The sequence below is a fragment of the Lentzea sp. NPDC036955 genome (genome assembly GCF_055608005.1).
In genome coordinates, this window is record NZ_JBVJRC010000018.1 from 22,164 (window position 1) to 48,039 (window position 25,876).

The 25,876-nt window shown below is 73.3% G+C and carries 21 protein-coding genes; 12 read left to right on the forward strand and 9 right to left on the reverse strand.

The window, feature by feature from the left end:
* The first annotated feature begins 86 nt into the window (after nt 1–86).
* Together ACZ7CF_RS40380 and ACZ7CF_RS40385 are read left to right on the forward strand one after the other, a co-directional pair.
* Complete coding sequence (locus tag ACZ7CF_RS40380; protein ID WP_470372328.1) at nt 87–1,046, forward strand: radical SAM protein; 960 nt, start codon at nt 87–89, stop codon at nt 1,044–1,046.
* Entirely contained in the window at nt 1,046–2,110 is a 1,065-nt protein-coding gene (locus ACZ7CF_RS40385) for a Gfo/Idh/MocA family protein (protein ID WP_470372329.1), read from the forward strand. Before ACZ7CF_RS40380 ends, ACZ7CF_RS40385 begins: the two co-directional genes overlap by 1 nt.
* Before the next feature lie 107 nt (nt 2,111–2,217).
* Here the strand turns inward: ACZ7CF_RS40385 and ACZ7CF_RS40390 are convergent, their stop codons facing one another.
* The 5 genes from ACZ7CF_RS40390 to ACZ7CF_RS40410 are packed head-to-tail and all read right to left on the reverse strand — an operon-like array spanning nt 2,218 to nt 7,512.
* Nucleotides 2,218–3,525: a UDP-glucose dehydrogenase family protein gene (locus tag ACZ7CF_RS40390; protein ID WP_470372330.1), complete on the reverse strand. Its 1,308-nt coding sequence runs from the start codon at nt 3,523–3,525 to the stop codon at nt 2,218–2,220.
* On the reverse strand, nt 3,518–4,732 hold the full coding sequence (locus ACZ7CF_RS40395) for a hydroxymethylcytosylglucuronate/cytosylglucuronate synthase (protein WP_470372331.1): 1,215 nt from the start codon (nt 4,730–4,732) through the stop codon (nt 3,518–3,520). The genes ACZ7CF_RS40390 and ACZ7CF_RS40395 overlap by 8 nt, the downstream gene beginning before the upstream one ends.
* Nucleotides 4,729–5,277 carry a nucleoside 2-deoxyribosyltransferase gene (locus tag ACZ7CF_RS40400; RefSeq protein ID WP_360393571.1) on the reverse strand — a complete coding sequence of 183 codons (549 nt, stop codon included), beginning with the start codon at nt 5,275–5,277 and terminating at the stop codon, nt 4,729–4,731. The genes ACZ7CF_RS40395 and ACZ7CF_RS40400 overlap by 4 nt, the downstream gene beginning before the upstream one ends.
* Before the next feature lie 31 nt (nt 5,278–5,308).
* Nucleotides 5,309–6,256, reverse strand: coding sequence for a phosphotransferase (locus ACZ7CF_RS40405; protein WP_458431614.1), 948 nt, complete (start codon nt 6,254–6,256; stop codon nt 5,309–5,311).
* Nucleotides 6,257–6,267: 11 nt separating this feature from the next.
* Entirely contained in the window at nt 6,268–7,512 is a 1,245-nt protein-coding gene (locus ACZ7CF_RS40410) for a DegT/DnrJ/EryC1/StrS family aminotransferase (protein ID WP_470372332.1), read from the reverse strand.
* 156 nt (nt 7,513–7,668) lie between these two features.
* Between ACZ7CF_RS40410 and ACZ7CF_RS40415 the strand changes: the two genes are divergently transcribed.
* Nucleotides 7,669–9,297 carry an ABC transporter transmembrane domain-containing protein gene (locus ACZ7CF_RS40415; RefSeq protein ID WP_470372333.1) on the forward strand — a complete coding sequence of 543 codons (1,629 nt, stop codon included), beginning with the start codon at nt 7,669–7,671 and terminating at the stop codon, nt 9,295–9,297.
* Nucleotides 9,294–11,042 (forward strand): ABC transporter ATP-binding protein, encoded by a 1,749-nt coding sequence (locus ACZ7CF_RS40420; protein ID WP_470372334.1) that lies wholly within the window; start codon nt 9,294–9,296, stop codon nt 11,040–11,042. Before ACZ7CF_RS40415 ends, ACZ7CF_RS40420 begins: the two co-directional genes overlap by 4 nt.
* Before the next feature lie 408 nt (nt 11,043–11,450).
* On the opposite strand, the gene ACZ7CF_RS40425 is transcribed toward ACZ7CF_RS40420, so the two are convergent.
* Both ACZ7CF_RS40425 and ACZ7CF_RS40430 read right to left on the reverse strand, forming a co-directional pair.
* Entirely contained in the window at nt 11,451–12,461 is a 1,011-nt protein-coding gene (locus ACZ7CF_RS40425) for a streptomycin biosynthesis protein (protein WP_470372335.1), read from the reverse strand.
* A gap of 366 nt (nt 12,462–12,827) precedes the next feature.
* Nucleotides 12,828–13,799 carry a polysaccharide deacetylase family protein gene (locus ACZ7CF_RS40430; protein ID WP_470372336.1) on the reverse strand — a complete coding sequence of 324 codons (972 nt, stop codon included), beginning with the start codon at nt 13,797–13,799 and terminating at the stop codon, nt 12,828–12,830.
* Between the two features lie 154 nt (nt 13,800–13,953).
* Between ACZ7CF_RS40430 and ACZ7CF_RS40435 the strand changes: the two genes are divergently transcribed.
* Both ACZ7CF_RS40435 and ACZ7CF_RS40440 read left to right on the forward strand, forming a co-directional pair.
* Nucleotides 13,954–15,525 carry a putative glycoside hydrolase gene (locus ACZ7CF_RS40435; RefSeq protein WP_470372337.1) on the forward strand — a complete coding sequence of 524 codons (1,572 nt, stop codon included), beginning with the start codon at nt 13,954–13,956 and terminating at the stop codon, nt 15,523–15,525.
* A gap of 104 nt (nt 15,526–15,629) precedes the next feature.
* Nucleotides 15,630–16,769, forward strand: a complete 1,140-nt coding sequence (locus ACZ7CF_RS40440; RefSeq protein WP_470372338.1) for a Vgb family protein — start codon at nt 15,630–15,632, stop codon at nt 16,767–16,769.
* Nucleotides 16,770–16,795: 26 nt separating this feature from the next.
* Here ACZ7CF_RS40440 and ACZ7CF_RS40445 read toward each other — a convergent pair whose 3' ends face one another.
* Nucleotides 16,796–17,590, reverse strand: a complete 795-nt coding sequence (locus ACZ7CF_RS40445) for a MerR family transcriptional regulator (RefSeq protein WP_360393545.1) — start codon at nt 17,588–17,590, stop codon at nt 16,796–16,798.
* A gap of 78 nt (nt 17,591–17,668) precedes the next feature.
* Between ACZ7CF_RS40445 and ACZ7CF_RS40450 the strand changes: the two genes are divergently transcribed.
* The 3 genes from ACZ7CF_RS40450 (at nt 17,669) to ACZ7CF_RS40460 (ending at nt 19,953) form a co-directional block, all read left to right on the forward strand.
* The gene (locus tag ACZ7CF_RS40450) at nt 17,669–18,031 is read left to right on the forward strand and encodes a nuclear transport factor 2 family protein (protein ID WP_458431608.1); all 363 of its coding nucleotides are present in this window, start codon (nt 17,669–17,671) and stop codon (nt 18,029–18,031) included.
* 38 nt (nt 18,032–18,069) lie between these two features.
* A complete protein-coding gene (locus tag ACZ7CF_RS40455; RefSeq protein ID WP_360393540.1) occupies nt 18,070–18,858 on the forward strand; it encodes an SDR family oxidoreductase in 789 nt (262 codons plus the stop codon).
* Between the two features lie 78 nt (nt 18,859–18,936).
* Nucleotides 18,937–19,953 (forward strand): alpha/beta hydrolase, encoded by a 1,017-nt coding sequence (locus ACZ7CF_RS40460; RefSeq protein WP_470372339.1) that lies wholly within the window; start codon nt 18,937–18,939, stop codon nt 19,951–19,953.
* A gap of 27 nt (nt 19,954–19,980) precedes the next feature.
* Here ACZ7CF_RS40460 and ACZ7CF_RS40465 read toward each other — a convergent pair whose 3' ends face one another.
* On the reverse strand, nt 19,981–20,199 hold the full coding sequence (locus tag ACZ7CF_RS40465) for a hypothetical protein (protein ID WP_470372340.1): 219 nt from the start codon (nt 20,197–20,199) through the stop codon (nt 19,981–19,983).
* A 659-nt stretch (nt 20,200–20,858) separates the two neighbouring features.
* Here ACZ7CF_RS40465 and ACZ7CF_RS40470 point away from each other — a divergent pair.
* From ACZ7CF_RS40470 to ACZ7CF_RS40480, 3 genes are read left to right on the forward strand one after another with little or no spacing between them, the layout of a single operon-like run.
* Nucleotides 20,859–23,582 carry an AAA family ATPase gene (locus tag ACZ7CF_RS40470; RefSeq protein ID WP_470372341.1) on the forward strand — a complete coding sequence of 908 codons (2,724 nt, stop codon included), beginning with the start codon at nt 20,859–20,861 and terminating at the stop codon, nt 23,580–23,582.
* 33 nt (nt 23,583–23,615) lie between these two features.
* On the forward strand, nt 23,616–24,842 hold the full coding sequence (locus tag ACZ7CF_RS40475) for a methyltransferase domain-containing protein (protein WP_470372342.1): 1,227 nt from the start codon (nt 23,616–23,618) through the stop codon (nt 24,840–24,842).
* 2 nt (nt 24,843–24,844) lie between these two features.
* On the forward strand, nt 24,845–25,816 hold the full coding sequence (locus tag ACZ7CF_RS40480; RefSeq protein ID WP_458431602.1) for an NAD-dependent epimerase/dehydratase family protein: 972 nt from the start codon (nt 24,845–24,847) through the stop codon (nt 25,814–25,816).
* The last annotated feature ends 60 nt before the right edge of the window (nt 25,817–25,876 follow it).

Below are 25,876 nucleotides of genomic sequence, written 5' to 3' on the forward strand. Positions count from 1 at the left end.
TGCACGGTGGCGGTCTTGGCCGCGTGCACCCGGCCCGCCTACCTTGCGGCCTTGAACCGCCCACCCCGCAAGGAGGTACCCCGACCATGGTGTCGCCCACGAGGCCGCAGACCGGCCTTGACCTGGTGTACTTCGGGTTGTTCGACAACTGCAACGCGCGCTGCAACATGTGCGACTGCTGGCTGTTGCCGCGCAGCACCCTCGGCGTCGAGCACTACCGCGAGGTCCTGGACAAGGTCCTGGAGCTGGCCCCGAAGTCGTTGCGCTTCACCGGCGGCGAGCCGCTGCTGCTGCACGGCCTGTCCGAGCTGGTGCGCCGCGCCACCGACGCGGGCGCCAGGGTGTCGGTGATCTCCAACGGCCGCGTCCTGGCGTCCAAGGTCGCCGAGCTCGCCGGGGCCGGGTGTCAGGAGGTGGTGCTCAGCATCGACGCCGTCGGTGCGCGCCACGACACGATCCGCGACACGCCACAGTTGTTCGACCGGTGCGTGTCCGCCATGCGCCGCATGCACGAGGTCGGCCTGCCCTTCGGCGTCAACTCCGTGTTGCAGCGCATCGGCATCGACGACCTGGAGGAACTGGGCGACGTGCTGCTGTCGCAGCCGAGGCTGCCCGACTGGTGGCACCTGATCCCCATCCGCGGCGCGGCGGAGCAGCTGCCGACGCCGGAGCAGGTGCGGCGGGCCACCACGGTGATCGGGCGGTTGCGCGTCCGGTGCGCCGACGCCGGCGTGCAGCTCATCGCCCGCGAGGAGGGCTTCGCCGAGGACGACTCGCCGCACCCGTGCAGCGTGCCCACCTTCACCGCCTACGTCCGCGCCGACACCGGTGACGTGTTCGGCTGCAACATGCTCGTCTACGCCGACGCGCCGATCGGCAACCTGCTCACCTGGCGCCCGCGCGACGCGTGGAACAGCCTCAACGCCCTGTCCCTGCGGGCGCGCTGCGCGTCGGGGACCAATAGCGCCTGCGGGCGCTGCGACGTCAGCTCCCGCGTGATGAACCACTTCCTGCGCGAGCGCGCCACTGCCGTGGAGGTCTCCTGATGAGCGCACCGGTCGGCCTCGGCATCGTCGGGGCGGGCATGATCAGCCGCTCCTACGCCAAACACCTCGCCAAGCAGCCCTCTGTCCGGCTGGCCGCTGTGGCCGACGCCGACCCGGCGCGGGCCAGCGCGCTGGCACGTGAGGTCCCCGGACTGCGCGCGGTGCCCGTCGAGGAACTGCACCACGACCCGGAGGTCGCGGTCGTCCTCGTGCTGACACCGCCCGCCCACCACGCCGATGTCGCCCTCGCCGCCATCGCCGCGGGAAAGCACGTCTACACCGAGAAACCCCTTGGCGTTGACCGGACTGAGGCCGCCGCTCTGCTCGACGCCGCCGCCGCGGGCGGGGTTCGCGTGGGCAGCGCGCCGGACACCTTCCTGTCCCCTGCCTTCCAGCTCGCCAAGCGACTCGTCGACGAGGGCCGCATCGGCACGCCGGTGGGGGTCACCGCGCTGACCCTGAGCCCGGGGCCGGAGTGGTGGCACCCGGACCCGGCCTTCTTCTACCGGTCCGGCAGCGGTCCCCTGTTCGACATGGGCCCCTACCAGCTCAGCGCCCTGGTCTGCCTGCTCGGCCCGATCGCCGCCGTCTCCGCCGCCGCCGCGACGACCTGGCCCACCCGCACCGTGACCAGCGACCCGCTGGCCGGGTCCGTGGTCGAGGTCGAGACGCTGACCCACCTCTCCGCCGTGCTGGAGTTCGCGGGCGGAGCCGTCGGCACCCTCACGACCTCTTTCGACACCGCCGCCGATGTGTCCAGTTTGGACGTCCACGGCACCGAGGCGACGTTGCGCTGCCCCGACCCCAGCTCGTACGACGGACCCGTGCTGCTGCAACGGCGCGGCTCGCAGGAGTGGACGGAGGTCGAGCTGCCCGAGCCCGCCGGACCGCCGGTGCGGCGGGGAGCGGGCGTGGTCGACCTGGCGCGGGCGCTGCGGGAGGGCGGGCAGCACCGGGCCAGCGGGGAGCTGGCGCTGCACGTGGTCGACGTGCTCGACGCCGTGCTGACGTCGGCTGGAGAGGGGCGGCGGGTGCGGCCGGAGGGGCTGCGGACGCCGGTGTGACGCGCCGGCAGGCCCATCACGACCTGGGCAGCCGAGTGGCGGTCCCGCCCGCAGACGGGACCGCCACTTGTCCAGCCCACACCACCACCGGTCACCGGGCCGCGGACTCAGACCCCGATTCCCCGCCGGTCGAGACCGCAGCGGCGCAGCTGCTCCGGGTCGAGCTGGTTGCGGGTGTCGACGACCACGGTCCCGGCCATCAGGCCGGCCACGCGGTTCCAGTCCAGCGCCCGGTACTGCGGCCAGTCGGTGAGGAGCGCCACCGCTGCCGCGCCCTTGACGGCGAGGTCGACGTCGTCGACCAGGGTGATGCCCGGCAGTGGCGCGGTTCCGGGGGCGATGGCCGGGTCGTGGGCGACGACGGTCAGGCCGTGGGCCGACAGACGGGCGGCGACGGCCAGTGCGGGGGACTCGCGCAGGTCGTTGGTGCCCGCTTTGAAGGCCAGCCCCAGCACCGCCACCCGGTCGCCACCCGCTTCCCCGGCCGCGGTGCGGACCTTGTCCGCGATGCGGTCCTGGGTGGCGGAGTTGAGGTCCGCCGCGGCCCGCACCAGGGTCAGGTCCACGCCGCGGCGGTCGGCCAGGTGGAGCAGGGCCCTGGTGTCCTTGGGCAGGCAGGAACCGCCCCACCCCGGGCCGGGGCGCAGGTGGCCGGGGCCGATGCGCGGGTCGTGGCCCATCCCCTCCGCCACCGACCCGATGTCGCCGCCCACCCGCTCGCACAGTTCGGCGATGCTGTTGACGTAGGACAGCTTCAGGGCCAGGAAGCAGTTCGCGGCGTACTTGACCAGTTCGGCGCTGACCGGGTCGGTCACCACGACCGGGGCTGCCACCCCGGCGTAGACACCGGCCAGCGTGGTGGTCCCGGCCGGGTCGTCGCACCCGATGACGAGCCGGTCGGGGTGCAGGAAGTCGGTGACGGCGGAGCCCTCCCGCAGGAACTCCGGGTTGCTGGCGACCGCGACGCCCGCTGTGCGCAGGCGGTCGCGCACGGCGTGCGTCGTCCCCACCGGAACTGTCGACTTGAGCACGAGGACGTCGCCTGCGACCAGTGCTCCGGCCACCTCGTCCACAGCGGACTCCACCGCCGTCAGGTCGGCCCGGCCGTCGGCGTCCGAAGGCGTGGGAACGCAGAGGAACACCGCCCGCGCGCCGGGAACGCAGCCGCGCACGGCGGCCCCGGCCCCCAGCTCGAAGCGCAGCGACCCGTCGGCCAGGCCGGCCGCCACCAGCTCCGGCAGACCCGGCTCCAGGATGTCCACCCGGCCGGCGCGCAACCGGTCGACCTTGGCGGCGTCGACGTCCGCGCAGACCACGCGGTGGCCGAGCGAGGCCAGGCACGCCGCGGTGGTCAGCCCGACGTACCCGGCACCGATGACGACGACCGCGGTCGCCCGCCCGCCCCGCTCAGCCACGCGCTTGCGCGTCGACCGCGCGGTGCCGGTGCTCGCGCCCGCCGGTCGCCAGCACGATCTCGGCCACCTGCGCGGCCCCGGACGTGCCCAGCCTGGCCGCCAGCGCGCCCCAGTCGGTCCCGCCCGCGGCCACCGCCCGCAGCGCGTCGGCCAGCGCGGTGCGCAGCGCGGGGCGCACGGCTGCGGGCCGGGCGCGGGAGATGCCGCCGTAGACGACCTCCAGCGCCGCCTCCTCACCGCCCGCGCTGGCCGCGACGGCCTCCTCGTCGGTGAACACCCCCGCGGGCCAGCGCACGCCGAAGCGGTCGCCGACCGCGGCCCGGTGGAACCGGGCGTTGAAGACCTGGCTCAGGTTCTGCGGCGGCAGCGCCACCACCGGAACGCCCCGGCTGCTGGCCTCCAGCAGCGTGGTCAGCCCCGGCGAGGTCACCAGCACGTCGCAGCCGCCGTCGAGGCGGGCCAGGAAGTCCGCGCGGGCCAACGGCCCCGCCGACACCCGCAGCCGCTCCGGGGCCGAGCGGACGAGTTCCGCGGCCAGTTCGGCCGGCACGTTGCCGGCCACGTGCGCCTCCTCGAACCCGGTGTCGCGCAGCGCGGTGAGCACCGCGGGCACCACCAGGCGCGGGTAGGCGGCCCAGTCGGCGGCGTGCGGCGACCGCAGGCCGCCCAGGTTCACCAGCGCCCGGCCGCCCGCACCGCGCCACCGCCCGGCGGGGACACCCGGCCCGCCGGCCGCCGCGTGCTCGACGACGGGGTCGACCCAGTGCAGCCGCTGGACCTGCCCCAGCACCTCCTCGCTGCCGGCGGGCAGCTCGAGGCAGCGCTGCGCGCAGTAGGCGGCCACGGCCACCGGGAACCCCGGCAGGTCGCCCCTGGTCCACAGGAACGGCAGGCTGTCGACGTAGGTCGTGGGCACACCGGCCGCGGTGCAGGCGTTGGCGATGGCGGGGTCGAGCACGACGAGCGCCGCGTCCACCTCCTCCTCGGCCAGCACCTCGGCCACCGCACCCGGCGTGGACACCTCGTGCACGGCGTCGATCCCGTGCCCGGCCAGCAGCGGGCGGCCCAGGCCGGAGCCGAGCAGCACCACCCGCCTCGGCCGGGGGTCGCCGGCGCGCAGAGCTGCCAGCACCGCGCTGAGCTTGCCCGCGCTGCCCCAGCCGAACTCCGCGGCCGCCACCGCCAGGGTGGGCGCGAGGGCGGTCATCCGACCAGCTCCGGCGTCGCGGTCCGCACGTAGCCGAGCGAGGTGTCCAGCGCGGTGCCCCGCCACGCCACCGGCGGCGAGCACTCCCTGGCCAGCTCCACCGTCGCCGCGGTGATCGCGTCGTGGGCCGAGGGGTCGAGGCCGTCGCGCACCACGAGCTCGCGCACCGGGGTCGTGGTGGACAGGCCCTGCACCATCTGGCTGTGCTCGACGCCCTCGTCGAGCACCAGCAGCACCGGCTTGTGCATGGCCGAGGCCCAGCCCAGTTCGAGGCAGACCCCGCCGGAGGCGGGCGTGCCCAGGTAGGCGCAGACCACGTCGGCGGTCTGCATGGCCCGGAAGTCGTTGGGCACGCACACCTCCGGCGGCAGCCAGCCCTGGCCCCAGCCCTCGTTGTGGTGGGCGTTGAACACCGGCAGGCCCAGGTCGAGGAAGGCCGTGCGCAGGCCTTCCAGCCGCTTGCGGGCCACCGGGTCCACGGTGCCGTCCGGCGCGAGCCACTGCGCGAACGGGGCGGCGAGGAACACGCGGAAGTCGTCGGTCATGTCGTCCTCCTGGGGACGGACGGCGCGCGGGTCAGTCCGTGGCGAACCCGCGCAGCCAGTCGTGTTGGCTGGTGAGCGCGTGGTAGGTCTGCAGCGAGCGGCACTCGGCGATCTCGAAGGCGTCCGGCCGCTTGCGGTGGTTGCGCTGGATGTACTCGGCGGCGTCCGCGGCGTTGAACACCCGCACCGCCAGCGGCAGCGCCGCCCGTTCCCGGTCCGACAGCGGGCGGACCCGCTCGTAGTCGGCCAGCAGGGAGCGCATGGCCGCGGTGTCGAAGCGGTCCTCGTCGTCGGTGGCCCAGGTGGTGAGCAGGGCGGCGACGTCGAGCACCACCGGGCCGGGGTAGGCCTCGTCGAAGTCGATCAGCCCGAGCACCCGGCCGCCCGCGTCGACGAGCACGTTCTCGTGGTAGTAGTCGTGGTGCACCGCGCCGTGCGGCAGGCCCGCGCCGAGCAGGTCGTCCACTTCGGACAGCAATGTGCGCAGCTCGCCCGCCAGCTCGCTCGCCCCTGCCTTCGTCGCCAGCGGGCCGCCGGCGTCCAGCTCGGCCAGCAGGTTCTGGATGCGGCCCCGGTCCGAGCGCGACCGGCGCGCTCCCGCGGGCAGGTCGGCCGTCGCCAGGTGCAGGCTCGCGGCCAGCTCGGCCACCGTGCGGCGGCTGGCGGGGGCGTCCTCGTCAATCGGCGAGCCGGGCACCAGCTCGAACAGCACGGCGTGCGTGCCCTCGTGCTCGACCCGCCGCGCGCCGTCCGCGGTGCGCAGCACGCGCGGGGTCGGGAAACCGCGCTCGACCAGGTGGTCGATGAGGTCGAGCTCGACGTCGACCTCATCGGCCGGGGTCACCCGGTAACAGCGGAGCACGAATTCCGAGTTCACCGATGCGGTGAAGTTGTCGGCTCCCTGGTTGAGCGGTTCCACGGGCTTTCCGGCGAGCCCGTAGTGGTCGAGGACGGCGTCGAGGAAATTGTTCGTGATCACGTTTCCCGACCCTACCGCGAACCCGCCGCGGTCAATTGCGGGCCCTTGTCGTCGTAGCGGCCACCTTGGGCGGCGAACGCGAAGGCGACATCCTCGTTGGCCTGCACCCACTCCCACACCTTGAGCACGGCGCGGGCGCTGACCACGCCGTCGTCCGGCGTCATCAGCGGCCCCGACTCCAGGTCGACCGCGCGGCCGAGGTCGAGGTCGGCGACGGGGAACTCGCCCGCCCCGCCGACCCGCCCGCGCAACCACTCGATCGTGTGCAACGCGGCGTGCGGGGGCTTGGCGGAGACGTTCTCCCACTCCACCGCGCGCACGAACCAGTCGCGCAGCGGCAGGTACCGCGGCGGCAGCAGCACCACCTTGCGGAAGTACGAGTGGAACGCGACGTCCGGCGGCCGCTGCACTTCGAGGCCGCTGCCCGCGAGCTCGTCGTCGTAGGCGTCGGACACCGCGCGCCTGGCGGCCACCTCGGCGTCGAGCGCCTCCACGCCCTGGATGCCCAGCACCGCGCTCATCTCGGGCAGGTTGTAGGAGAAGCCCATCACCTTGTGGGTGAACCAGCCGTTGTCCTTGCCCTTGTTGGCGACTCGCCGCACGCGCAGCGCGAGCTCGTCGTCGTCGGTGACGACCATGCCGCCCTCGCCGGTGTTGATGTGCTTGCGGGGCGCGGCGAAGGAGAAGCAGCCGAGGGAGCCGAAGGTGCCCATGAGCGTGTCGCCCCACCGGGCGCCGTGGCTCTGGCAGGCGTCCTCGACCACGACGAGCCCGTGCCGCTGCGCGAAGGCGGTCAGCGCGGGCGCGTCGCCGGGGTAGCCGTACATGTGCACCGGCAGCACGGCCCTGGTGCGCGCGGTGACCTGGGCCGCCGCGGCGTCGAGGTCGATGGCCAGCGACCCCGGCAGGCAGTCGACCAGCACCGGGATCGCGCCGAGCTGCAGCACCGCGGTGGCGGCGGTGAAGAAGCAGCTGGTGGGCACCAGCACCTCGTCGCCGGGGCCGATGCCCGCCGCGGTCACCGCCGTGTGCAGCGCCGAGGTCCCCGAGCTGACCGCGATCGCGTGCCGGACGCCGAAGTGCTCGGCGAAGCGCCGCTCGAACTCGGTGCACCACCGGCCGCCGTAGAAGTCGCTGAGCGCCCCGTCCGCGAGCAGCTCGGCGACCCGCTGCCTGGTCGCCCCGGTCGGCTCGAACCGCGCGGTGATCTTCGCCGGACGCTGCGGCTCACCACCGAGAATTGCCAATGCACCCATGCGCTGGAACCTCTTCCGAAGAATGAGAATCGCACCGGCGGAGAATTCCGGTGCACATTCATGTCGAGTGCTTGTCCGCTGGGATTGATTTGAGTTTGAAGTAGGCTCTCGCAGGCTGTCAAGGCACCGCAGGCGAAGGGTCCAGGTGACGCGAATATGAATTCGGAAATCCATCGGAAGAACTTGACACCGCCTTTCCCGGGCACTAGCGGGGCGCGCTGGCTGGCCGGGGTGCTGCGCGCGCGGCCCGGCCTGGTCGCCGCGGCCGCCGGCACCTCGGCGTTGTGGGCGACACCGGGGGCCCTGCTGCCGTTGGTGGTCGGCGGCGGCGTGGGCGCGATCGACGCGCACGACACCGCGCGGGTGTGGTGGTGGGCCGCCGTCGCGGTTGCCCTCGGTGTGGCGCAGTCGGTCCTCAGCGCGGCGTCGGATCACTTGAACACCGGGCTGCGCCTGCACGGGGCCGAGCTGACCCAGCGGCTGGTGACCGCGCACCTGGCCAGGGTCGGCCCCGCCGTCCACAGCGCGACGACGGTCGGCGACGTCACCGCCGTCACTTCGTCCGATGTGGACTACATCGGCGCGGCGTGCAAGTCGGTCGGGCGCGCGTTCGGCACCACGGTCGGGTTCGCGGTGACCGCGGCCGCGCTGCTGGCCACGTCCGCCCCGCTGGGGCTGGCCGCGCTGCTCGGCGTGCCGCTCGCCGTCGTGTCGATCAAGCCGCTGTTCCGCCCGCTGCAACGGCGCAAGGCCGCTCAGCGCGGGCTGTTCGCCGCGGTGGGAACGCTCGGCGCGGACATCGCCTCCGGGCTGCGCGTGCTGCACGGCACCGGCGGTGAACGCCGCTTCCGCGCGCGGTTCGCCGCGGCCAGCGGCCGGGCCCGTGACGCCGGCGGCCCGGTCGGGCGCAGCGAGGGCGTGCTGTCGGCGGCCAACGTCGCCATCCCCGGCCTGGTCACCGTCGTCATCGTCTGGCTGGGCGCCAGGCTGGCCGTCGCGGGCGAGATCTCCGCGGGCGAACTGGTGGCGTTCTACGGGGCATCGGCGTACCTGGTCATCCCGGTGACGACCGCGACCGAGGCCGTCGACGCGCTCTCCAGCGGCGTCGTCTCGGCCAACCGGGTGCTGGCCCTGCTGGCGATCGAGCCCGCGCTGGCCGACGCCGCCGCACCGGTGCCACTGCCACCCGGCCCACTGTCCCTCGTGGACACCGAGACCGGGCTGGTGCTCGCGGCCGGGGCGCTGACCGTCGTCGCGGGCCCCGCTCCCGGCCTGGCCGACCGGCTCGCCCGCCTCGCCGACCCGGCCCCCGGGCAGGACGTGCTCGTCGGCGGCGTGCCGGTGCGCGAGGTGGCGTTGGGGCAGCTGCGTCGCAGGGTCGTGCTGGCCCGCCACGACGACCCCTGGTTCGCGGGTGTGCTGCGCGAGGAGCTGACCCCCGCACACCCCGGGACGGTCGGACCGGCCGCGGCCGTGCGCGCGGCGGACGCCGACGACGTCGTCGACGCGCTCGACGGCGGGCTCGGGCACGCGGTCGGCGAGCGCGGCCGCGAGCTCTCCGGCGGCCAGCGCCAGCGCCTCGCGCTCGCCCGCGCGCTGGCCACCGACGCCGACGTCCTCGTCCTCGACGAGCCCACCTCCGCGGTGGACGCGCACACCGAGTCCAGGGTCGCGGCCGGGGTGGCCGGGCTGCGGCGCGGCCGCACCACCGTCGTGCTCAGCGAGAGCCCCCTGTGGGCCGGGGTCGCCGACCGGGTCGTCACCGCAGGGGCGGTGGCCCTGTGACCGGGCTGCCCACCGCGCCGCCGCGCGCGGTCCGCGACTGGGCCGTGGCCACCGCCCGCCGCCACGGCGGGCGCTTCGCCGTCGTCCTGCTCTGCTTCGGCCTGGCCACCCTGATCGGCCTGGCCCGGCCCAGGCTGCTCGGGGCCGTGGTCGACGGCGTCGGCTCCGGCGCCGGCCGGGGGCACGTCGACCTGCTGGCCTGCCTGCTGCTGCTCGCGGTGGTAGGCCAGGCCGCCGCCCGCGGCCTGGCCAAGGCCAGGTGCCGGGTCTTCAGCGAGACCGTCCTGGCCGACACCCGCGAGCGCCTGGTCGACGACGCGCTCGCGCTGCCGCTGGACGTGGTCGAGACCGCGGGCGCGGGCGACCTGCTCAGCCGCGCCACCAAAGACGTGTCCCGCGTGAACCAGGCGGTGCGCGTCGCCGTGCCCGAGGTGCTGATCGCGGTGACGACCGTGCTGCTGACCACGGTGGCGATGCTGCTGACCTCGCCGCTGCTGAGCCTGTGCCTGCTGGTGGCGCTGCCGGTGCTGGTCGCGGGCAACCGCTGGTACCAGCGCAGGGTCCCGGACGCGATGATCACCGCGCTCGGCCGGTGGGGTCGGGTGCAATCGACCGTCCACGAGAGCGTCGACGGCTCCCGCGCCGTGGAGGCGCTGTCGCTGGGCGGGCGCCGCCGCGACCTGGCCGATGCCGCGCTGGCGGACGCGCTGGCCGCCGAGCGCGGCATCCGGCGGCTGCGGGTGCGGTGGCTGGCCACGCTCGACATCGGTTACCTGCTGCCGATCGCGGTCGCCCTGGTCCTCGGCGGCCTCGCGCACGAGCGCGGCTGGGCCAGCCTCGGCGAGGTCGCCGCCGTTCTGGCCTACCTGCTGGCGATGATCACCCCGCTCAACGAGGCCCTGTGGTGGCTGGAGGAGCTGCAGGTGGCCTCCGCGGCGCTGCGCCGGGTCCTGGGCGTGAGCCAGGTCCGCGGCACGGCCACCGTCCGCGACGGCTCCCCGCCCGAGGGCCGCGACCTGGTGCTCTGCGGCGTGCGCTTCGCCTACCCCGGTGGCAAGCAGGTGCTGCACGGCATCGACCTCGTCGTCCCGCCGGGGCAGCGGCTGGTCCTGGTCGGGCCCTCCGGCGCGGGCAAGTCGACGGTGGGCAGGCTCATCGCCGGCATCGCCGCGCCGACAGCGGGCCGAGTGCTGATCGGCGGGGCGGACGTTGCCGCCATGCCGGACGACGTCCGCCGCGGCGAGGTCCTGCTGCTGACCCAGGAGAACCACGTCTTCGCGGGCACGATCCGCGACAACCTGACCCTGCCCGCCCGCCGGGGCGGCGGCGAGTTCAGCACCGAGGAGATCACCGCGGCGCTGACCGCGGTCGGCGCGCTCGCCTGGGTCGAGTCCACACCGGACGGACTGGACACCGCGGTCGGCTCCGGCGGGGCTCCCGTCCCGCCCGCCGTCGCCCAGCGGCTGGCCCTGGCCAGGGTGCTGCTGGCCGACCCGCACACCCTGGTCCTCGACGAGGCCACCTCGCTGCTGGACGCGGGCACGGCCAGGTCCCTCGAACGCTCGGTGGACCGGGTGCTGGCCGGCCGCACGGTGATCGCCATCGCGCACCGCCTGCACACCGCCGCAGCCGCCGACCGGGTCGCCGTGGTCGACCGCGGCCGCGTCGTGGAACTGGGCGCGCCGGCGGACCTCGCCGCCGCCGACGGCCCCTACGCCCGGCTGTTGCGGGCCGCGCAAGGCTGAGTGGGCGCCGGCGGTGCGGCGCCGGCGGCGCGGTGCGGTCCTGGGCCGGGCTCGGTGGGCTGGCCGAATGGCTGGCTGGTGCTGAGCCCGGCCGCCCCGGCGCGGTGGTGCCGGGGTGACCGGGCTCAGCGGAGCCGGCCGCGCCCGCTTGGCGGGGCCGGTGCCCGGCCTGCTCCGCGAGACTTGACGCGGCGGACGGCCGGGGCGCGGCGGATGGCCGGGCGCGGCGGACAACTGCGCGCGCCCGGTTCCTGCCGCCGGTGCGGGGCGTTGGGTCGTCCCCGGTGCGCCTGGTCACGGCGTGGCGTGCCCGCACTGGCCGCCGTCGCGCTCGTCCGGGTGCCGTCGTCCGGTGTTGGCGGCCACCTGTGCGGTGCCAGGTGGCCCCCGCGGGAGCCTGCGCCGTTGTCAGGCTGGGCGTTTGCCGGTGTGGCGGCTGCCGGTGTGGCGCTGTTCGATGCGGGTCGCCAGGTCCGCCCACCGGCGGGCGCACTGCTGGGCGGCCTCGACGACCGCGTCGGCGCAGTGTTCGGGGAGCGAGTCGAGGATCGCGCTCCACCAGTCCGCGTCGGCGGAGGTGGCGGCCATCAGGCGGAGCATGTTGCGGCCGTTCTCGGTGTGCCGGACCGACGGGTCGTTCTTGAGGACGTCCAGGCCGCCGACCGGCCTCGGTGGCGGGCGGCGGGGCAGGGCCGGGGCGCGGTCGGGGGTCCTGGCCGGAACGACGTCGCGGCCGAGGCGCATGCGCTCGCGGACGTCCTTGACCGTGGCCACGGCGATGCCCGCTGTCCTGGCGATCTCGCGCAGGGACGCGCCGGGGTTGGCCGAGATCAGCTCCGCCGCCGCGATCCGGCCGGGAGCGGGGTCGACCGGCCTGCGCCTGCCGTCCTTGCCGACCCGGCTGGCCAACCGGGGAACCTCCTCGGTTGAACGGCGCAGCGCGGCCACGGTCTTGTTGTCCAGGCCGGTGGTCGCCGCGACCGCGCGGTCGGACCAGCCGGGGTGCGACACCAGCAGCCGCTGTGCCGCGGCGGTCCGGTCCGCCTGCGTCAGCGGCAGGCCGTGCGCGGCGTTCACCCCGACCGAGAGCGCGAACGCGTCGTCGGCCGAGCCGTCGAACCACCGCACCGCGATGGTCGCCGACCCGCGCAGCACCGCCGCACGCAGGCGGTGCATGCCGTCGACCACCCGCTTCGTCGAACGGTGCACGATGATGGGCGGGAATGTCGTCGCGGAATCAGCCAAACGGCGCACGTGCGCCATGTCCTCGCCACCACTGCGCGGCGAGTCGCCGGGAATGAGAGAAGCGGGCGGAACCATTTCCACTGTGTCGCCGACTCCCGGCAGGGCCGATGTCGACAACCGCGCGCCCGTCTCCTTGCCCGAGTCCGCTCCGCTGACCACGAATCGCCCTTCCACTGCTATAGTCCTGCATCCGCGCCAACACCACTGCGCGTTCGCTGCGCCCGCATCACCGTTCTGACCTGCGGTGATATGCCCACCAGCGTCGACCTCCGCTCATCCCATGTCTGTGTCCCCGCCAGCGAAGCAGCAATTCTTTCAGTCACCCGCGACCGCGCGGAACCTCCGATCGGGTGGCCTGACACCTCTCTCCAAATAAGGAAAATCGCCGTCACGCATGCTTATTCCTGTGCGTTGCGACTATCCCAGGGGCACCTTGGAAACGTGCTGATAAATGGTGTTCAACCGGTGTCAACCAATTCGCGTTGAACACGGCCCGAGTGCCTGGGCCGGTCGGGGTGTTCCCCGGTGCCGGGCCGGTGTTCAGTACGAGTGGGCCATGGCCTGGTAGCCCGCCGCCACCGAGCGGGAACCGCCCTGGGGGAAGGCAATCCGGTCGCGCACCCCGTCGGAGGTGTAGCGCACGCTCGCGCCGGCGGCGAGCTTGTCGAGCCACACCGACGAGCCGAAGGCCGCCTCCTGGCCGGTCGGGCCCTGGGACCGGATGCGCGGGATGCGCAGCCGGTCGAAGTCGGCGGAGTACGGCGACGGGGCCGGGTTCGCGCCGACGAGCAGTGCGCCCGTGTACTCGTAGCCGACACCGTCCGCGCGACCCTTGACGGCCAGCTCCTCCTGGACCGGGTGGACGCCGAAGGGCAGGGAGATGGTCACCGGCGTCGGCCCGGCCGCACGGATGGCGGCGTCGCCGCGGGCGATGTCGCGCTGGGCCTCCTCCGCCGGCGCAGCACCCAGGTTCGAGTGGGTCAGGGTGTGGTTGCCGACCTCCATGTCGTGGTCGGCCAGCCACTTCAGCGTCCGCTTGCCGCCGGGGTCCCCGAACGGGTCGCCGTTGACGTAGAAGCTGGCCACTGGGCGGAAGCCGGGGTGGCGGCCGGCGACCTCCAGCATGATCGCCACCGCCGTGCCGGGAACGGGTGTCCCCTCCGGCGTCAGCGCGAACTGCGTGGGGTGGCCGTCGTCGAAGGTGAGGACGACCGGGTGGGTGCCCGCCGGGATGTCGATCTCGCCGGAGGCGTACTCGGCCGTGGTGATCGGGACGTACCCCTCGCCGGCGAGGCGCTCCAGTTCGGCGCGGAAGTCGGCGGGGGTGCGGTCGTACACCGTCGCCGGGGTGTCGACGATCCGGTGGTACATCAGCACCGGGACGTCACCGAGCTCGTTGGCCGAGTACGTCCCGGGGTCCGGCGGCGGGGTGGTGACACGCTCCGATGAGGACGGTGCCGCCGCCAGGGGCGGCTCGGGAGCCGTCCCGCACGCGACCAACAAGACAGCCATCGCGCTCAGTGCGCCAACACGCCTACCAGTCACGTTCCCACGGTTGACGGCGATCCAGGCGGTCGCAACACGCGGACACGAACGTGTGCGTTTTGGTTGAAACGGACCTTGCTGGATACGCCACAGCGGAACGACATCGGCCGGGAGGGTGCGCATGCGATCTCGCAACAGCAGTCGCCGCAGCGTGTTGGTGGGGGCGGTCGTGCTCGTCGCGCTCGCCGTCGTCACCCCGTTGACCGTTCGCGCCTTCTCGGCCAGCCCCGTCGTGATGGGGGTGGACGACGGCGCCGTGCTGACGTCGGCCGCGGCGAAGGAGCTGGCGGTCACCCTGCCGGAGGGCATGGATCACGGCGAGGTGCGGCTGCTGCTCGACGGCAACCCGGTGTCCACCACGTCCGAGGGCAACCGGCTCGTGGTCACCGGCACCGAGCCGGCCGACGGCGAGCACGTCCTCACGGCGCAGTCCCCCGGCGCTGTGCCCCTGCTCCCCGACGACGAGGTGAGCAGGCGGTTCACCGTCGACAGCGCGCCGCCGGTCCTGACGGTCGACTCCGAGGCCGTGACCGACCTCCGCAAGCCCGTCGAGGTCAAGGGCAGGGCCGAGGGCGCCTCCGCGCTGAGCGTGGACGGCAAGCCCGTGGAGCTCGGCGACGGCGGTAGCTTCGCCGTGACCCTGCCGACGGCCGCGACCGCCCGCTTCGAGGCCCGCGACGTCGCGGGCAACGTCGCCAAGCAGGAGTTCGCCGTCAAGACGCGCCACCCCGGCATGCGCGCGGTGCACATGTCCGCGGCCGGGTGGTCGGCCGAGGTGCTGCGCGAGCCGGTGCTGCAGATGATCAAGGAACGCCGCATCGACACGGTGCAGCTCGACATCAAGGACGAGAGCGGCGAGATCGGCTACCGCTCCCAGGTCCCGCTGGCGGGCGAGATCGGCGCCACCCGGGACTACTACGACGCCAAGGCAACGGTGGACGAGCTGCACCGGCTCGGCGTGCGCGTGGTCGGCAGGCTCGTGGCGTTCCGCGACCCGGTCCTCGCCAAGGCGTCCTGGGAGTCGGGCAAGCGGGACCGCGTCATCCAGTCCTCCGCCGGCACCCCGTGGGCCGGCTCGTACGGCCAGTACTCGTTCACCAACTTCGCCAACCCCGACGTCGTCGCCTACAACGTGGAGCTGGCCGAGGAGGCCGCACGGCTCGGGTTCGACGACATCCTCTACGACTACATCCGCAAGCCGGAGGGCGCTCTGGAGCAGATGCGGCTGCCCGGCCTGAAGGGCTCCCCCGAGGACGCCATCGTCGACTTCCTGGCCCAGAGCCGCAAGGCGGTGCGGGCGCACGGGACGTTCGTGGGCGTGTCGGTGTTCGGCATCGCCGCGACCCGACCGGGCGCGGTCGCCCAGGACATCCCGAGGATGGCCGAGTACGCCGACTACGTCGCGCCGATGGTCTACCCGTCGCACTGGGGTCCCGGCGAGTACGGGGTCAGCCGCCCGGACAGCGAGCCCTACGAGATCACCAACCGGTCCGTGGCCGACTTCCTGAAGAAGGTCGAGGGCACCGGCAGCGAGATCATCCCGTGGCTGCAGGCGTTCAGCATGGGCGTCTCCTACGGGCCCAAGGAGGTCCGCGCTCAGATCGACGCCTCGAAGGCCGCGGGCGCGCCGTCGTTCCTGCTGTGGGACCCGGCCTGCCGGTACGACCCGGCCGCGCTGGAGCCGAAGAGCTGACGACTGCGCTTTTCAGGTGAAGGTTCACGGGGCCGTGTGGCGAAGCCGCTTTACTCGTTCTGGCAGCACGACCTGGCCAGACGGCGGATTCCCTGGAGTGGACCATGAGACCAGCACGGCACAGACAGTTGCTCGCGGTTGCCGCGGCGTTGCTCGCGTCGGCGCTCGTACCCGGTACCGCCGGCGCGGCGACGCCGATCACCGAGTACGGCCCGGTTCCCTCGTCACTGCCGGTCGGCGGTGTGTGCGAGGTGGAGTTCGACCACAGCGGAAACCTGTGGGTCGAGCAGTACCTGAGCAGCCAGGTCGCCCGGTTCGACCCGGCCACCGGGCAGTTCACCAACTTCTCCACGCCGATGCCGCTGTCGGTGCCCGGCGGCATGGACCTGGACGCGGCGGGTGACCTGTGGATGCCCCAGGTGACGGGCAACAGCCTGCTCCGCGTCGACACCGCCGACGGCTCCATGACCGAGCTCCCGCTGCCGTGGGCGGGCGCGTTCACCCCGCAACCGCTGGGGCTGCCGCTGCACAGCGGCCTCGGGTTGGCCAACGACCTCGCCCGCGGGCCGGACGACGCCCTGTGGTTCACGCTCGGCGGGCTGGACTCCATCGGCCGCTACGACCCGGCGACCGGGCAGTGGAGCAAGTACCGCGTGCCCGGTGAGGTCCTCGGTCAGGTCGCCGCGCTATTCGGCATCATCAAACCGGGCCCTGGACGCACCGTCGTGTTCGACCTGCCGCAACTGAACAAGGTCGCCACCCTCGACGTCGACACCCACCTGTTCACCCAGTACACGATGCCGACGCCGGCCTCCTTCCCCGTCGGCGTGCGCACGGCCGCGGACGGCACGATCTGGGTCGGCGAGTCCCTCGGCATGAAGATCGCCCGCATCGACCCCGCCACCGGACAGATCACCGAGTACCCGTTGCTGGGCGTGGGCGGCCTGCTCACCGGCATCCTCAACGGGCTGGGGGTCGGCAGCATCGGCAACCCGCTGCCGATGCCGGGACCGATCGCCGAGGCGAGCGACGGCAACATCTACTTCTCGGTCAGCTTCCCCGCGCTGTTCGGGCTGGGCAACCAGGTCGCCCGGTTCAACCCGGTCACGCACGAGGTCCGGATGTGGAGCACGCCGTCGTCGGCCTCCTACCCGTGCGACATCAACGTCCACCAACCCGGCGCGGTGTGGTTCGGCCTGCTGACCACCAACAGGGTCGGCAAGCTGGACATCAGCGCCACCTGACCAGACCTCCCACCGCGCCGGCCGCCTCAGGTGACGCGGAAGACGGGCCAGCCGATCTCGGTGCGCCACGCGGCGGGATCACCCGAGTCACGCGGGCCGACGGTGTAGACCTCCCGCACCGGCCCGGCCACCGACATCGCGTTCTCCACCACCCAGGCCCCGAGCTCGCCGTACGTGACGTCGGCGTTGTCGTGCTCGCCGACGTGGGTGGTGACGGCCAGTTCCGCGGCCGGGAGAACCACGGGGTGCACGCGTCCGGTGCGGGGTGGTGCCGCAGTGGGCAGGTAGAGCAGCGCGTGACCGCGTTCCTGTTCGAACAGGGCGTTGTCGTAGCAACCGCCGGGAGGTCCGGTCGCGGCGGAGCCGACGGCCGCCTCCAGCTCGGCCATCGCGCCCGCGAACCAGGACGCGATGTCACGACCTGCGACCACGGCCTCCACCGCCGCGACCGTCCTGGCCGGCTCCGCACGCAACTCGACGGCGATCGGCGCGGGATCGGGCCGGAGCAGGCGCCGCAGCGACACGACCGCGGCCCTGGTCCGGTCGAGCACGTCTTCGAGGCGCTGCAGGTGGTCCGCGACCAGTGCCGCCCGGACACCGGGGTCGGGGGTCCGCAGAATCCGCTGCACGTCGCTCAGGGGGACGTCGAGCTCGCGGAGCCGGTGGATCACCTGGGCGGTCGGGATCTGGTCGACGGCGTAGTAGCGGTAGCCGGTGCTCTCGTCCACCACGGCGGGCTCCAGCAGGGTCGCCTCGTGGTAGCGGCGCAGGGTCCGCACGCTCAGGTGGGTCAGACGCGAGAACTCCCCGATGGTCAGCACCCGTTCAGTGTGGACTCTCCCCCTGGGAGAGGGTCCACGGCTTGACCCTCCCGCGCCGTGAGGCGACACGGTGGGCTCATGACACAGCACACCGACCTCCCGTCCGACCTGCTCCCGGCCACCGTGCGCGAGTTCTTCGCCGCCCACGTCGCCCGCGACGCCGACACCGCCTCGTCGTTCCTCACCGAGGACGCGGTGATCGTCGACCAGGACGAGACCTTCCGCGGCCGGGAGGAGACCCACGCGTTCCTGCGGGACGCCGGGTCCGAGTTCGAGTACACGACCGAGCAGATCGGCGCTCACCGCGTCGACGGCAGCCACTGGGTGGTGACCGTCCGGATCGAGGGCACCTTCCCCGGTGGTGTCGCCGAGCTCGACTACCGGTTCGCGTTGCGGGACGACCTCGTCGCCGAACTCGTCATCGCCAACCACGCAGCCTGACCGCGCCCGCGTCACATCGATCTTCAGTGGAGAGACAAATGTCAAGTTCGGATCGCGACCGCCTCGACGGTCGCCGGGCGCTGGTCACCGGCGGTTCGAAGGGCTCGGGCAAGGCCGTCGCCGAGAGGTTGCGGGAGATGGGTGCGGACGTCTTCGTGACGGCGCGGACGATGCCCGACGGGTACGAGCACCCCGACCGGTTCATCGAAGCGGACACGACGACGGTCGAGGGCACCGACGCCGTGGCCGCTCGGATCAGCGAGACCGGCGGCGCACTCGACATCCTGGTGCACGTCGTCGGAGGTGCGTCGACACCGGCCGGCGGGTTCGCGGTCATCACCGATGACCAGTGGCTCACCGAGCTGAACCTCAACTTCCTGGGAGCGGTGCGGCTCGATCGAGCGCTCCTCCCGGCGATGATCGAGTCCGGGTCGGGCGTGGTGCTGCACTTCACCTCGATCCAGCGCGAGCTGCCGCAGTACGACGCGTCCTTGGCTTACGCGGCAGCGAAAGCCGCGCTGCGCACGTACAGCAAGGGACTGGCCAACGAGCTCGCGCCGCGCGGCGTGCGGGTCAACGCGATCAGCCCCGGCGGGATCGAGACCGAAGCCTACGAACGGTTCGTGGACCGGATCGCTGAGGGCAACGGGATCACGCGGGAAGCAGCCAAGCAGACCATCTACGACTCCCTCGGAGGAGTACCGCTGGGACGGTTCGCGAACACCGAGGAGATCGCGGACCTGGTCGGGTTCCTGGTCTCGGACCGCGCCACGGCGATCGTGGGCGCCGAGTACGTGATCGACGGCGGGACCGTCCCGACCGTCTGAGCCGAAACCCCTTCCACCTCATCGACGACCTGCGACTGCGGCAGGCGGACGTCCCGCCGCCTGCCGGTAGGAGAACCCATGACCACGCGGACAACGGAGCGGTCTTCCGGGCGGCCGGTCGGACCGCCGCCGCCCTTCGACCCGGAGCTCGCTCCCGTCGTCGAGGTGCTGACCGGCCTGCGTCCTCCCGACGCGTACCGTCCGGACAACATCGCCGAGATGCGCGAGCCCGTTCCCGGGGTGGAGACCCCGACCGACGAGGTCCTCTCGCGCGGTGGCGCCTACAGCGTGCGGGAGCGGGTGGTGCCGGGACCGGACGGGGAACCGGACATCTCGCTGCTGATCTGCCTCCCGGTGCACGCGGCGACCCCGACGCCGGCGATCTACCACGTCCACGGCGGCGGCATGATCGTCGGGGACAACCGGTTCGGCCTGGCCGAGATGCTGGACCTGGCCGAACCCATGGGCATGGCCGTGGTCTCGGTCGAGTACCGGCTCGCACCCGAGACACCCCACCCCGGTCCCGTCGAGGACTGCTACGCGGGCCTGGTGTGGGTGTCGGAGCACGCCCACGAGCTCAACATCGACCCCGGGCGCGTCGTCATCGGCGGTGCGAGCGCCGGCGGCGGCCTCGCGGCGGGTGTCACGCTGATGGCACGCGACCGCAACGGCCCGGCGGTCCTGGCCCAGCTGCTCCTGTCGCCGATGCTCGACGACCGCAACGACTCGCCCTCCGCGCGGCAGATGCGCGGCCTCGGCATCTGGGACAGCTCCTCGAACGAGACCGGGTGGAACGCGCTCCTCGGCGACGGCGTCCGCGGAGGACCGGACGTGTCCTCGTACGCCGCGCCTGCCCGCGCCGCGGACCTCTCCGGCCTGCCGCCCGCGTTCGTCGACGTCGGGTCGGCCGAGACGTTCCGGGACGAGGACGTCGCCCACGCGACCCGCATGTGGCAGGCGGGCTGCCACGTCGAGCTGCACGTCTGGCCGGGCGGGTTCCACGGGTTCGACGTCGTGGTGCCCCACGCCGTGCTCTCGCAGGACGCCATCGCCGCCCGAGCGGCGTGGCTGCGCCGTCAGCTGGCCCCCCGGTGAGGCGCTGAGCGGGACCGCTCGGGCGCGTCAGCGGCCGAGCGGTCCCGGGAGGCGTTCGAGCAGCACGTCCTCGTACTGCCGGTAGAGCCGCTGGCCGAACCCGCCTGGTGGTCCGAACTGGACGGTGACCGCCCCGTCGTCGTGGTGACGCGGGGAACGCCGGCCGACGACGACCTCGCCGAGCTGGTCGTGCCGGCGCCGTCCGGCAGGTGCTCGCCACGCCGTCCTATCGCGACAACGTGGCAACGTTGTCCAAGGCCTACCGGGTGATCAACGCATACCGGAAAAACCTCCGCAAGCGGAAGATTGTCGACGCAACCACGTGAACACGCCGTGGGTGCGCGGAAAATGGTCGGCCCCAGCGTCCACACCGGAGTCGACATATTCGGAGTTATGTCCGTTTCGCGGGAAGGATTCACCGTTCCGGCGGTGTATCGGTTACCCATGTCATTTGCCATGCACCGGCCCCGAGGCCACCTGTGGATCTTGGCCGTGGCCCGGACGCGCCGGGCGGCACCGGGGCGCCGCCCGGCGTGCGGCACTTCGGTGTCCCGTACCCGCCGCGGCGGCGTGACTACGGTTGCGACACGGATTCGATCAACACGATGATGTCCCGCTCAGGCTGTGCTACGGCATGCTCCGGAATCGCGCACCCGAGGTTCGGCAGACCGCGATTCGGCCGTACCGGTTAGCCCGTTCGCCGCCAATTGAGACGCGATCGGCCACATTCGGATTCGTGATTCCAATGGTTGCCAGGCGTGCCGCGAACACGTTTGGCCGCTGTTCTCGGGCGATGTCACCAAAGGCGCTGGACAAGCCGGGAAGCCGTGCTATAAAGCGTCCACTTGGGGTGAGCTGCAGCGGAAAGACCATCGGTGGCCATGTTGGAGGGAACTGGACGGTTGGTGCCGACAGACCATGGTGGTGCGCTTGCCGAGCTGGTCGGCCTGCTCGCGGAGTGCTCGGCGGGAACAGGCAGGCTCGCGCTGGTCAGCGGCGGTGTGGCCAGCGGGAAGACCGAGCTGCTGCAACGGTTCCAGCGGCACGCCGCCGCTTCGGGCGCGTTGTTGCTGACCGCGACCGGCGCGCCGGCCGAGCGTCCCCTGCAGGCGGGCGTCATCGACCAGTTGTTCCACGGCGCAGGTCTGCCGCCGGAAATAGCGGACCGCGTTTCCCACCTCATCACGCCGATTGCCGCGACCGTGACCGACCCCGGCGCGGACGTGCGGAGAATTCCTCATTCTTATGTGCGGCCCGTGCATGAACTGTGTCAAATTCTGCTCGAATTGTCGCGGGAAAGACCGGTCGTGCTGTGCGTGGACGACGTGCAATTCGCTGACAGTTCCTCGTTGCAGTTCATCCTCTACTTGCGACGGCGGATGAGAGCAGGACGGGTGGTCGTCGTGCTCGCCGAGTGGCAGCAGCCGCAGCCGACGCTGCCGCTGTTCCACGCCGAGCTGACCCGGCGGCCGCACCACCGCATCCGGCTCGCTCCGCTGTCGGTGTGCGGGATCGCCGAGCTGCTGCGCGACCGGGTGCCCGATCCCGACGCGCTCGCGCCCGCGTGGCACGGCCTCAGCGGCGGCAACCCGATGCTGGTCCGGGCCATGGTCGAGGACTTCGAGGCAGGGCACGAGATCGGTCAGGACCAGGTCGGTCCCGCGTTCAAGCGCGCGGTGCTGGAGTGCCTGCACCGCTGGGAGGCGGGGCTCCTCGAGGTCGCGCGCGCCATCGCCGTGCTCGGCGAGGAGCGGACCCCGGTCCTGCTCGGGCGGCTGGCCGGCACCACGCCCGAGGCCGTCGAGCAGGCGGTCGACGTGCTCACCGCCGCCGGTCTGCTGCTCGACGGCAGTTTCCGCCACCCCGGCGCGGGGCCGGCGGTCCTCGACAGCACGCCGGGTCCCGAACGGGTGCGGCTGCGCGCCCGTGCCGCCGAGCTGCTCTACCAGCGCGGTGCGGCGGCGGCCGTGGTGGCCGACCACCTCGTGGCCGCCGACCGGGTCGCGCCGGGCTGGCCGGTCTCCGTGCTGCGCATCGCCGCCGAACAGGCGCTCATGGGCGACGACGTGGCAGCGGCCGTGCGCTACCTGGAACCCGCGCTGCCCGTGGTCGAGCCGGACGAGCGGCTGGGCATCACCAGCGTCCTGGTGCGGGCGCTGTGGCGGGTCAACCCGGCCGCCGCCGTCGTGCACATGGAACCCCTGCACGAGGCGATGTGGGCCGGCCGGCTGCGCGGGCGCGACGCCATGACCGTCGTGCACCACGCGCTGTGGATCGGGGACGAGGCAACGGCCGTGCGCGCGCTCGCCGTGCTGAACCAGAACCCCGGCATGCTGGACGCGCAGAGCGCGGCCGAGCTGCGGATCGTCTGCCAGTGGTTCCACGGCCTCGACCCGGCGAGCGCCGTGGCCAGCGACGTGGTGGCCGACGCGGACCCGTGGGTGGCCGCGGCGCAGGCCATCGGCACCTTCTGGACCGCCGAGTTCCACCCCGACGCCATCGCCAGCGCCGAGCACATCCTGCGCAGCTGCCGGCTCGGCGACATGTCGCTGGAGGTCGTGCTCACCGCCCTGCTGATCCTGGTGCACAGCGGCCACCCCGACCGGGCAGAGCGGTGGTGCGACCGGCTCACCGCCGAGGCCGTCCGCGGCGGCGCGGTGACCTGGCAGGCGGTCCTGGAGGTCGTCCGGGCCGACATCGCCCTGCGGCGCGGGGAGGTGGCGGTGGCCGCCGCACGCGCCGAGACCGCACTCGCCCTGCTGCCGCACCAGGGCTGGGGCCTGTCCATCGGCTACCCGCTGGCCGTGCTGCTGGAGGCCAACACCGCGCTGGGCCGGCACCACGTGATCGCCGAGGTGATGCGGCAGCGCGTGCCCGACGCCATGTTCGCCACCGCCGCCGGCCTGCGCTACCTGCACGCCCGCGGCAACGGCAACCTCGCCGTCGGGCGGGTGCTCGCCGCCATCAGCGACTTCCAGAACTGCGGCACCCGGATGCTCGCGTGGGGCCTCGACCTGCCGGTGCTCGCGCCGTGGCGCTGTGGCCTCGCCCAGGCCAACCTCACCCTCGGCCGGCCGGAGGCGGCTCGCAAGCTGATCAGCGAGCAGATGCTGCTGCCGGCCGGCGACCGCCGCACCCGCGGTGCGGCGCTGCGGGTCCTCGCGGCCGCGGGCGAGCCCGCCGAGCGACCCGCGCTCCTGCGCGAGGCCGTGCGGCACCTGCGGCGGGCGGGTGACCGGGTCGAGCTGGCCCGTGCCCTGTCCGACCTGGGTGACGCGCTCGACGCCCTGGGCCAGCACGCCGAGGCGCGCGAGCTGTCCCAGATCGCGGTGGCCGAGACCGGGGCGTCGTGCCCCGGCGCCCTGCCCCTCCCGGCCGACTGGGAGGACGGCGACACCGGTGACGGGCGATCGGTCCTGAGCGACTCCGAGCTGCGGGTGGCCGAGCTCGCCGCGAAAGGCCACACGAACCGCGAGATCAGCGGAATCCTCTACATCACCGTCAGCACCGTCGAGCAACACCTCACCAGGGTCTACCGCAAGCTGGGCATGCGCAGCCGGGCGGACCTGCCGCGCCGCCTGTCCCAGCGGACCGGCGCCGGACCACGGGCCTTCGAAGCACGGGGGTGACCCGTGCCCCTCCCGAGTAGAAAGAACCCGCCAATGCCCAACCAGTCCACCTGCCGCGTCTGCGCAGGGACGGTCACCGAGTTCCTCGACCTCGGTCAGCAGCCGCTGTCCGACGCGTTCCGGCTGCCCGAGGACACCTCCGTCGAGTTCACCTACCGCCTCGCCGTGGGCGCGTGCGCGGACTGCGCGATGGTGCAGCTGATGGAGGAGGTGCCCAGGGAGAAGATGTTCCACCAGGACTACCCCTACCTGTCGCAGGGGTCCGCGGTGATGCGCGAGCACTTCCGCGCGCTGGCCGAGCGGTTCCTGAGCACCGAGCTGGCGGGCGAGGACCCGCTCGTGGTCGAGCTGGGCTGCAACGACGGCACCATGCTGCGCACCGTCGCGGCGGCGGGCGTGCGGCACCTGGGCGTGGAACCGTCCGGCGCGGTCGCCGACCTGGCCGCCGAGGCGGGTGTGCGGGTCCGCAAGGACTTCTTCGAGGAGTCCACCGCGCTGTCCATCCGCGACCAGGACGGTCCGGCCGACCTCGTGTACGCGGCGAACACGTTCTGCCACATCCCTTACGCGGACTCGATCCTGCGCGGTGTCGTGGCACTGCTCAAGCCCGGCGGGGCGTTCGTGTTCGAGGACCCCTACCTCGGTGACATCGTCGAGCAGACCTCGTTCGACCAGATCTACGACGAGCACTTCTTCCTGTTCAGCGCCACCTCCGTGGACGCCATGGCCCGCCGGCACGGCCTGGAGCTGGTCGACGTCGAACGCCTGCCGGTGCACGGCGGCGAGGTCCGCTACACCCTGGCCCTGCCCGGTGCGCGCACCCCGTCCGCGGCCGTCGCCGCCCTGCTCGCCGAGGAGCAGGCGCGCGGCCTGCACGACCGCGCCGTCCTCGACGGGTTCGGCGACCGGGTCCGGACGATCCGCACCGACCTCCTGGCGTTGCTGAACGAGCTGAAGGCGAAGGGCGAGCGGGTCGTCGGCTACGGCGCGACCGCCAAGAGCGCCACCGTCACGAACCTCTGCGGCATCGGACCGGACCTGGTCGAGTTCATCAGCGACACCACGCCCGCCAAGCAGCACCGGCTGGCACCCGGCTCGGGCATCCCGGTGCGCCCGCCGGCCGCCTTCGCCGACCCCTACCCCGGCTACGCGCTGCTGTTCGCCTGGAACCACGCCGACGAGATCATGGCCAAGGAGGAGGCGTTCCGCGAGGCGGGCGGCAAGTGGATCCTGTACGTGCCCGACGTCCACGTGGTGTGAGCGTGCCGGGAGAACTGGGCGGCGCTCTCGTCGCGGTGCTCGGCGGGTCGGGGTTCGTGGGTTCCGCGGTGTCCGCACGGCTGGCGGCGCGGGGCGCGCGGGTGCGGGTGGTGGCACGTGGTCCCGGCGTGCCGCCGTTCCCGGCCGAGGTCGTCGCGGCCGACCTGACCGAGCCCGGCGCGGTCGCCGCCGCGGTCGCGGGCGCGGACGTGGTGCTGCCGCTGGTGCTGTTCACCGGCGGCGGCACCTGGCGGGTCGCCGCCGGTGGCGCGGCCGACGCCGCCAGGGTCAACGTCGGCATCGTCGCCGAGGCCGTGGACGCGGCTCGTGGGACGGTCGTGTTCGCCGGCTCCACCTCGCAGGTCGGGCCGGGCGCGCCGGAGCGGATCGACGGCACCGAGACCGACCACCCCGAGTCGGAGTACGACCGGCAGAAGTGCGCCGCCGAACGGCTCGTGCTCGACGCGGGCGGCTGCTCCCTGCGGCTGCCCACCGTGTTCGGCCCCTCCCCCGGCTCTCCTGACCGGGGTGTGGTGACCGCGATGGCGCGGCGTGCGCTCGCGGGCGAGCCGCTGACCGTGTGGGGAGCCGGGGACGTGCGGCGCGACCTGGTGTTCGTGGAGGACGTCGCCGAGGCGTTCGCGGCGGCCGTGGCGCACGCCGACCGGCTGGCCGGACGGGCGTGGCTCGTCGGCTCGGGCACGGGCGTCCCGGTGCGGGCGCTGTTCGAGCTCGTCGCCGCCACCGTCGCGGAACACACCGGTCGCCCGGCCGTGCCGGTGCTGTCGGTGCCACCACCGCCGTACGCCACCGCGTCGGACTTCCACAGCCTCGTGGCCGACCCGGCCGGTCTCACCCTCGCCACCGGGTGGCGGGCCCGGGTTCCCCTCGCCGACGCGGTGTCGAGGACCGTCGCCCACCTGATTCAGTCCTCAGTGGACGGTCTGCGGCCGGACACCCCTAACCGCGGATAGGGGTTCCCCTAAGCTGGTTGACCACGCGGTTCGGGCCGCTGCACGCTGATCACCGTCCTG

Excerpts from the sequence above, each read along its gene's own strand:
- ACZ7CF_RS40380 (WP_470372328.1), top strand. The coding sequence starts at position 87 with ATGGTGTCGCCCACGAGGCCGCAGACCGGCCTTGACCTGGTGTACTTC.
- ACZ7CF_RS40385 (WP_470372329.1), top strand. The coding sequence starts at position 1,046 with ATGAGCGCACCGGTCGGCCTCGGCATCGTCGGGGCGGGCATGATCAGC.
- ACZ7CF_RS40395 (WP_470372331.1), bottom strand. The coding sequence starts at position 4,732 with ATGACCGCCCTCGCGCCCACCCTGGCGGTGGCGGCCGCGGAGTTCGGC.
- ACZ7CF_RS40400 (WP_360393571.1), bottom strand. The coding sequence starts at position 5,277 with ATGACCGACGACTTCCGCGTGTTCCTCGCCGCCCCGTTCGCGCAGTGG.
- ACZ7CF_RS40410 (WP_470372332.1), bottom strand. The coding sequence starts at position 7,512 with ATGGGTGCATTGGCAATTCTCGGTGGTGAGCCGCAGCGTCCGGCGAAG.
- ACZ7CF_RS40415 (WP_470372333.1), top strand. The coding sequence starts at position 7,669 with ATGAATTCGGAAATCCATCGGAAGAACTTGACACCGCCTTTCCCGGGC.
- ACZ7CF_RS40430 (WP_470372336.1), bottom strand. The coding sequence starts at position 13,799 with ATGGCTGTCTTGTTGGTCGCGTGCGGGACGGCTCCCGAGCCGCCCCTG.
- ACZ7CF_RS40435 (WP_470372337.1), top strand. The coding sequence starts at position 13,954 with ATGCGATCTCGCAACAGCAGTCGCCGCAGCGTGTTGGTGGGGGCGGTC.
- ACZ7CF_RS40440 (WP_470372338.1), top strand. The coding sequence starts at position 15,630 with ATGAGACCAGCACGGCACAGACAGTTGCTCGCGGTTGCCGCGGCGTTG.
- ACZ7CF_RS40450 (WP_458431608.1), top strand. The coding sequence starts at position 17,669 with ATGACACAGCACACCGACCTCCCGTCCGACCTGCTCCCGGCCACCGTG.
- ACZ7CF_RS40455 (WP_360393540.1), top strand. The coding sequence starts at position 18,070 with ATGTCAAGTTCGGATCGCGACCGCCTCGACGGTCGCCGGGCGCTGGTC.
- ACZ7CF_RS40460 (WP_470372339.1), top strand. The coding sequence starts at position 18,937 with ATGACCACGCGGACAACGGAGCGGTCTTCCGGGCGGCCGGTCGGACCG.
- ACZ7CF_RS40475 (WP_470372342.1), top strand. The coding sequence starts at position 23,616 with ATGCCCAACCAGTCCACCTGCCGCGTCTGCGCAGGGACGGTCACCGAG.